Here is a 6,288-nt window from a genome sequence, read left to right as displayed (position 1 = left end):
CCGTCGAGCACGCCATCGGTGAGGGTCAGCAATTCCTCACCGGTGACCATCGACACCGGACACCCGTTGGTGCAGGTCCGCGGCGCACAATCGGCGCTGTCACCGTTGGGATTTTTCGCCTGATCCGGGGTGTCGTCGTGGTGCTCGTCTTTTTTCAGGGAGGCATTGCGCCGGGCATCCCAGCGCAATTGCATGCGGCCCTTTTTCACCCCGGCGGCGATGCCCCGTGCGGCGACGGATTTGTACTGGTTCACGTAGCCGATGAAGGTGCTGACGATGCCGAACATCGCCTTCACCAGGCGCGTCACCGCCGACAGCAACTGAGCGCCACGCTCCGCCAGACGCAAGGTCAGATACGCAATCCCCGCCCCGGCACCAACGAAGGTCAACACAACGCCAATCAACACATCGATCAGCAGTTGCACCACTACCATCGATACCGCCTCGGCGGTTTTCCCGGCAATTTCACTGGGTGGCAGCATCTCCAGCCAGAGGCTGGCAGTTCGCAGCAACAAACACAGCGCTGCTTCGTCACTGACCAGCAACTGAAGCTTCTCCATCATTTCCGGCGCTGTTTCTGCCAACGCGATCAGCTGTGCGGCGCCACTGCCCAAACGCTCGTCAAACTTTCCGGGATCCTGGAGAATCTCCGACAGCAACCCGATGCTGTCCCACACCCCCTCGATCGCCGCCCAACTCCCGGCCAGCATGCCGTTCCCGGCTGCCGTGGCCACCGACTGCGACCACTGCGGCTTGAAACCCTGCCACTCGCTGCGCAGCCAGCCATCCAGCTGCCGAGTCAGGCCATCGTAGGATTCGAAAAGCGCATCAACCTGCTGCTCGCTGGCGCCGCCGTGCACCACGACCCGATAAAACTTGCCCGCTTCACCGGTGAACACCCCTTTGCCCTGAACATCCAGGGTGACGGACTCGACTGCACCGCCTTCCACCGCCACCACATCGACAACGATGTCGCCCAACGGAATGTCGTACGCCGACTCGAACTTGCTCTCGATCTCCATTCGCCCGGAATACGGGCATTGCACGACCGCAGAGGAGAAGCGGTTGTCGTCAATCGCAACCGCCGTGCTGTGCTCACCGAAACGGATGATCCGCTCCATTCCCATCAGCGAAGGCAGATCAGCCGCATGACTGACGCCGTCTGCCGAGCGACTGAGCCAGTGCTTGAGCTGTTCGCGATAGAGATCGAGGGTGCGGGGAAAGCTGTCGAGTTCTTGCTCGATGCGGGTGACGGCATCCATCAGCGCATTCCCATGCGCATGGCGAAACGAAAAACCGGGTCAAACATGTGCGTTCCCTCGCGCAAAAATCAGGCGAGGGACTTTGCGGGGGATCAAACAGAAAAGAAGTCAGGCGAGTAGGCAGAGGATGTAGGAGAAGTCTGTAACTGTTTTTTATCGAACTGCAGACGCAAAAACGGGGCGGGAGGTTTCCCTCACGCCCCGTTCACGGAACAGATGATTTGCTTATCGAGAAGCATCTCGGCCGGCCAGCTCTTTCAACTTGAGCTCGGCCAGCGGATGCCCGACCTTCGCGGCCATGGTCCACCAGCGAGCGGCTTCCGAAGGATCCGGCGCTTTGCTCGACGTACCTGCCAGACTGATGACACCCACCTGATACGCCGCCTTGCCATCCCCGGCCAGCGCAGCCAGTCGCAACAACCGCACACCTTCTTCACGTGCGCCCAGGCCCACCCCGCGAAACGTGAGGATGTGCCCGTAAAAACTTTGCGCGCCGACATCGCCCAAGTTGGCCATGCGCGCAAACTGTCCTTCGAGCCAGCGCCAGCCGCGGGGCTGACGGACAAACCACGACCAGTGAAACAGCCTACGGGCCAGCCAGTAACTTGCCCGCGCCTTGAGTCGTAAAAACACTCAGGCCTCCGCCGATTCCGGGTATTCGTACTCAAACACCCGCACCACTTCGGAGGCATGCCAGGAGGCGGCGGCAACACCGTCGGACGGCCCGGAAAAACGCCCCAGACGCTCGACACACTCAAAGAAACCGGTGCGTGGCAGGCGGCTGGCGCCCTGGCTGATCACCAGCGAGCTGCGCAACGGTTGTTCGGCTTTCGCGTCCAGTGCCGCGAGATGCTCCAGTGCCGCGGTCAATGTCTGCATGGCCGGCGTGGGCAGTTGCAGGCGTTCAAGCAAGGCTCGATAAGTCAAAAGATGGCGCTGCCTGCGCGCCTGATCCAGCTCCCCCAGCAATCCGTCCCAATGTTGACGACTGATGCGTACGCTCACGATTGTTCCCTCCACCCTGGCACCGTCAACTCCCAGGCCAGGCTGCGGCGAATCGCGGCGTCGGGCAGACGCTCGCCACTTTCGATCATGGCCAGGTAAGACGGGCTGATGCCTACCGTGCGGGCCAGCGCCTCGATGGCGATGCCCTTCCCTTCGCGCAAACTGCGTAACTGATCCAGACCTGGAAGAATCGGGTCCGGGGTTGCCGCAAGCGGCGCTGGAGCCGGTTGCGACGGTGCTTCGTTGATGCCTGCTGCTTTCAGTAGAGCCTGATACTGAGCCCATGGCAGAACCGCATATTCGGGTTCGCCATCGCGTGCAATTATCTGAATATCCATGACTACCCCGTAGGACAACAACACTTAGCGAGTCGGCACTTTTCCCTAGAAGTGTAATCCTAACAGCGGCCAAGGTCGTGGGGGGTATCTATCTGAATAAGAGGCTGTCGCAATTCAGGACTTTTTTGGCCCCTGAAGCTGAAGTTGCTCGGGCGTATCGGGCAATCGCTCGACCACCCTGAGCTTTTCCGGCGCCTGGCGCTGACGCCACAGGCGGAAGGCATTCAGTTCATCGTCGAGGGTTTTCATCAGCCAAGCGAGGACGGCGATGTCATCGAGCATGCCGAACATGGGAATGAAATCCGGGATCGCATCCACCGGACTGAGGAAATACATCAGACCGGCCACTACCGAAACGATCGCCTTGGCGCTGATCGCACGGTACTCGCCGCGCCAGTACGCCAGACACAGTGCCTGCAACAGACGCAAATCGTCCTTCAGCTTGCCGAGACGATTGCCCTGGGCAGCGCCTTTGCTGGCCACGGCGAACAACAACGTCGGCAAGCGGCCTCGAGCCAGCAGTCGTCCGGCCAAAGGCAGGAATCGGGCGAAATTCCACGGCGCTTTCATTTATTTCTCCCGTTGAAATGTTATCCACACAAATTGTGGATAACCTTGTGAACAGAGCTGCATTTCAGCGCTGAGAGCCCCGTTTCATAAGGGCTGCGCTCAGATCGGGCGTTTTTTACTCACATAAAAAATCCCAATATTTCATTGACTTGGCGGCTCCGGGCGTCTAGCGCGGGCCACCTTAAAGTCTAGGACTGCCATGACCAGCATCGGTTCGGTCTGTTTACGCCGACCATCGTCCAGATGCAACAACGCCCCGCATAAGCGAGGCGTTGTTGGTGAAACCGGTGCCGAAGTTTATTGCTTGGCGGCAGCGGCGTCTTCTTTGGCTGGATCCTTGATGGCCAGCAGTTCCAGGTCGAAAACCAGGACCGAGTTGGCCGGGATTGCCGGGCTTGGCGATTGTGCGCCGTAAGCCAGATCGCTAGGGATGTACAGCTTGTACTTCTCGCCAACGTGCATCAGTTGTAGGCCTTCGACCCAACCCGGGATCACACCGCTGACCGGCAGATCGATCGGGCTTCCGCGCTCGACGGAGCTGTCGAAAACGGTGCCGTTGGTCAGCTTGCCGGTGTAGTGAACGGTCACGACATCGGTAGGCTTGGGTTGTGGGCCGTCGGCTTTCTTGACCACTTCGTACTGCAGACCGGAAGCGGTGGTGGTCACGCCAGCCTTCTTGCCGTTTTCTTCGAGGAATTTCTTGCCGGCGGCTGCCGACTCTTCGCTCATCTTGGCCATACGCTCTTCGGCACGCTTTTGCAGCGCGGCGAAAGCTTCGACCAGTTCTTCATCTTTCAGCTTCTGTTCTTTCTTGCCGACGGCATCTTCGATGCCCTGGGCTACCGCTTTGGAGTCCAGATCATCCATGCCTTCCTGAGCAAGGCTCTTGCCCATGTTCAGGCCGATACCGTAGGAAGCTTTTTGCGCCGGGGTTTTCAGCTCTACGCTGGTCTGCGAATCACAACCCGCGAGGACCAGGCTAACCAGGGCAACCGCCGCCGCCAACCGATGCTGTTTCATGCTATTTCCTTGTTCATGCGCCGAAAGGGCAATCGAGTAAAGCCGCGAGCTTATCAGGCCGCCACGACCAATGGCTACCGGCATGAGAGCAGGAATCTTCCGATAAGTTCAGGGATTAAAAAGCATTTGGCGAAAGGCACGATGAAGCTTCTGTCATCTTTCGCCGACAGTGATTGATGCCGCTTCCCACAACACTTGGCGTAATGGCCACTTGCCGCACACGACCTGGCTCAGGCATAACAGCGCAACAACTCGACAAGGATGTTTATCTTGCGCCTCTTATACCGTGTGTTGACGCTGATCGTGGTGCTGCTGGGACTGGTTCTGGCGGTGGTTCTTTATTACGTCGCCAATCCAAAATTGCCCTTCCCGACGCCCGCCAAGCAGGTGCACTACCTGAACCAGTGGACTGAGCAAGAGCGCCAGACCTACTACTTCACCCCGCAGGGGACGCAGGTCAAAGGCCTTCGTTACGAATGGTTTCAAGCGCTGGAGCTGCCGTTCTCGCAGCAACGCTTTGCCTCCCCGGAATACCTCGCGCGCTTCGGCTTTCTGATCGATCCGCAGCAAAAAGCCACGCCGGACAACCCGGGGAATCTGCCGGTGGGTTTCGCCCGGCACCAGAATCCCGGCAGCACCGAGCAATATCTCGACATCACTTGCGCGGCCTGCCACACCGGGGAACTGCACTTCAATGGCCAGGCAGTGCGCATCGACGGCGGTTCGGCCCAGCATGTGTTGCCCTCCAGCGTTCCTACATTGCGCGGCGGCAGTTTCGGACAGGCATTGGTCGCCAGTCTCACATCGACTTATTACAACCCGTGGAAATTCGAGCGCTTCGCCCGCCAAGTGCTGGGCAATGACTACGAAGCACGCCACGAACAACTGCGCAAAGACTTCAAAAGCTCACTGAACACCTTCATCAAAGTGGCCTGGAACGACACTCACCGTGGCCTCTACCCCACCGAAGAAGGCCCGGGCCGCACCGATGCCTTCGGGCGTATCGCCAACGCGACCTTCGGCGATGCGATATCCCCAAACAATTACCGCGTGGCCAATGCCCCGGTGGATTACCCACAGCTGTGGGACATGTGGACCTTCGACTGGGTGCAGTGGAACGGCTCGGCGCAACAACCGATGGCGCGCAATATCGGCGAGGCTTTGGGCGTCGGTGCCACGCTGAATTTCTTCGACGCCAACGGCCAGCCGCTGCAAGGCGATGAGCGCTATGCCTCCAGCGTACGTGTGCGTGATCTGCACAAGATCGAAGAAACCCTGCAAAGACTGCGACCGCCGGCATGGCCTGAGGAGTTGCTCGGCGTCGTCGACAGACCCTTGGCAGCGAAGGGGCGAGCCCTGTTCGCCGAGAATTGCGCCGGATGCCACGTCCCGCGTCAAACCCAGGAAGGCGAGCGTTGGGTGCAACACCTGCACATGCTCCCGGTGGACGTTATCGGCACCGACCCGAACGCCGCCAACAACATCGCCAATCACCGTTTCGACCTGACCGCTCTGCAATGGAACCCGGCGGAACTCGAACAAATGGACGTGAAGTTGCACCCCAAACCCAAGGAGCCGCTGGACCTCAGCCAGTTGTCAGTGGCCAAGGGACTGGCTTACGTCACCGCCTTCGTGGAAAACCGTGCATACCGTGAAGCGGGCGTCACCGCTGCCGAGAAACCACAGCTCGATGGCTTCGGTCTGCCGATCGGCGTTCGCGAAAAAGTCGCCTACAAAGCGCGTCCGCTCGCCGGCGTATGGGCCACGGCCCCATTCCTGCACAACGGCTCGGTGCCGAGCCTTTATCAGTTGCTGTCGCCTCAGGACGAGCGCGCCACCACCTTCTATAAAGGCACCTTCGAATACGACCCGCGCCATCTGGGCTATCGCACCGAAGCTTTCACCAACGGTTTCCTGTTCGACACCCGCATCACCGGCAACCACAACAGCGGCCACGAATTTCGCGCCGGCGAACGCGGCAATGGCGTCATCGGCCGACTGCTGCAGCCAGAAGAGCGCTGGGCGCTGCTTGAATACCTGAAAGTGCTGGGCGGCCCGCTGGAGGCGCAATTACCATGATCTTCAACTCCTTC

General features: G+C 59.7%; 6 protein-coding genes and 1 pseudogene. 1 reads left to right on the top strand and 6 read right to left on the bottom strand.

Going from position 1 to position 6,288, the window contains the following annotated elements; translation table 11 throughout:
- From JKA62_RS28325 to JKA62_RS28300, 6 genes and pseudogenes are all read right to left on the bottom strand, one after another.
- Positions 1–1,262, bottom strand: a pseudogene (locus tag JKA62_RS28325) (type IV secretion protein Rhs); the annotation flags it as partial.
- A gap of 225 nt (positions 1,263–1,487) precedes the next feature.
- On the bottom strand, positions 1,488–1,895 hold the full coding sequence (locus JKA62_RS28320; protein WP_201820494.1) for a sel1 repeat family protein: 408 nt from the start codon (positions 1,893–1,895) through the stop codon (positions 1,488–1,490).
- Complete coding sequence (locus JKA62_RS28315) at positions 1,896–2,267, bottom strand: hypothetical protein (protein WP_003223109.1); 372 nt, start codon at positions 2,265–2,267, stop codon at positions 1,896–1,898.
- The gene (locus JKA62_RS28310; protein WP_007950435.1) at positions 2,264–2,605 is read right to left on the bottom strand and encodes a helix-turn-helix domain-containing protein; all 342 of its coding nucleotides are present in this window, start codon (positions 2,603–2,605) and stop codon (positions 2,264–2,266) included. Before JKA62_RS28310 ends, JKA62_RS28315 begins: the two co-directional genes overlap by 4 nt.
- Before the next feature lie 114 nt (positions 2,606–2,719).
- Positions 2,720–3,175, bottom strand: a complete 456-nt coding sequence (locus JKA62_RS28305) for a YkvA family protein (protein WP_007950434.1) — start codon at positions 3,173–3,175, stop codon at positions 2,720–2,722.
- A gap of 297 nt (positions 3,176–3,472) precedes the next feature.
- Positions 3,473–4,195: an FKBP-type peptidyl-prolyl cis-trans isomerase gene (locus tag JKA62_RS28300; RefSeq protein ID WP_011333164.1), complete on the bottom strand. Its 723-nt coding sequence runs from the start codon at positions 4,193–4,195 to the stop codon at positions 3,473–3,475.
- A gap of 270 nt (positions 4,196–4,465) precedes the next feature.
- On the opposite strand from JKA62_RS28300, the gene JKA62_RS28295 reads away from it, so the two are divergent.
- Positions 4,466–6,274, top strand: coding sequence for a di-heme-cytochrome C peroxidase (locus JKA62_RS28295; protein ID WP_201820492.1), 1,809 nt, complete (start codon positions 4,466–4,468; stop codon positions 6,272–6,274).
- The last annotated feature ends 14 nt before the right edge of the window (positions 6,275–6,288 follow it).

It is taken from the genome of Pseudomonas sp. B7, from assembly GCF_016735645.1.
Lineage (GTDB): Bacteria > Pseudomonadota > Gammaproteobacteria > Pseudomonadales > Pseudomonadaceae > Aquipseudomonas > Aquipseudomonas glycinae.
The sequence above is the reverse complement of the archived record's forward strand: the minus strand, read 5'-3'. Positions and strand labels throughout refer to the sequence as shown.

Excerpts from the sequence above, each read along its gene's own strand:
- JKA62_RS28310 (WP_007950435.1), bottom strand. The coding sequence starts at position 2,605 with ATGGATATTCAGATAATTGCACGCGATGGCGAACCCGAATATGCGGTT.
- JKA62_RS28305 (WP_007950434.1), bottom strand. The coding sequence starts at position 3,175 with ATGAAAGCGCCGTGGAATTTCGCCCGATTCCTGCCTTTGGCCGGACGA.
- JKA62_RS28300 (WP_011333164.1), bottom strand. The coding sequence starts at position 4,195 with ATGAAACAGCATCGGTTGGCGGCGGCGGTTGCCCTGGTTAGCCTGGTC.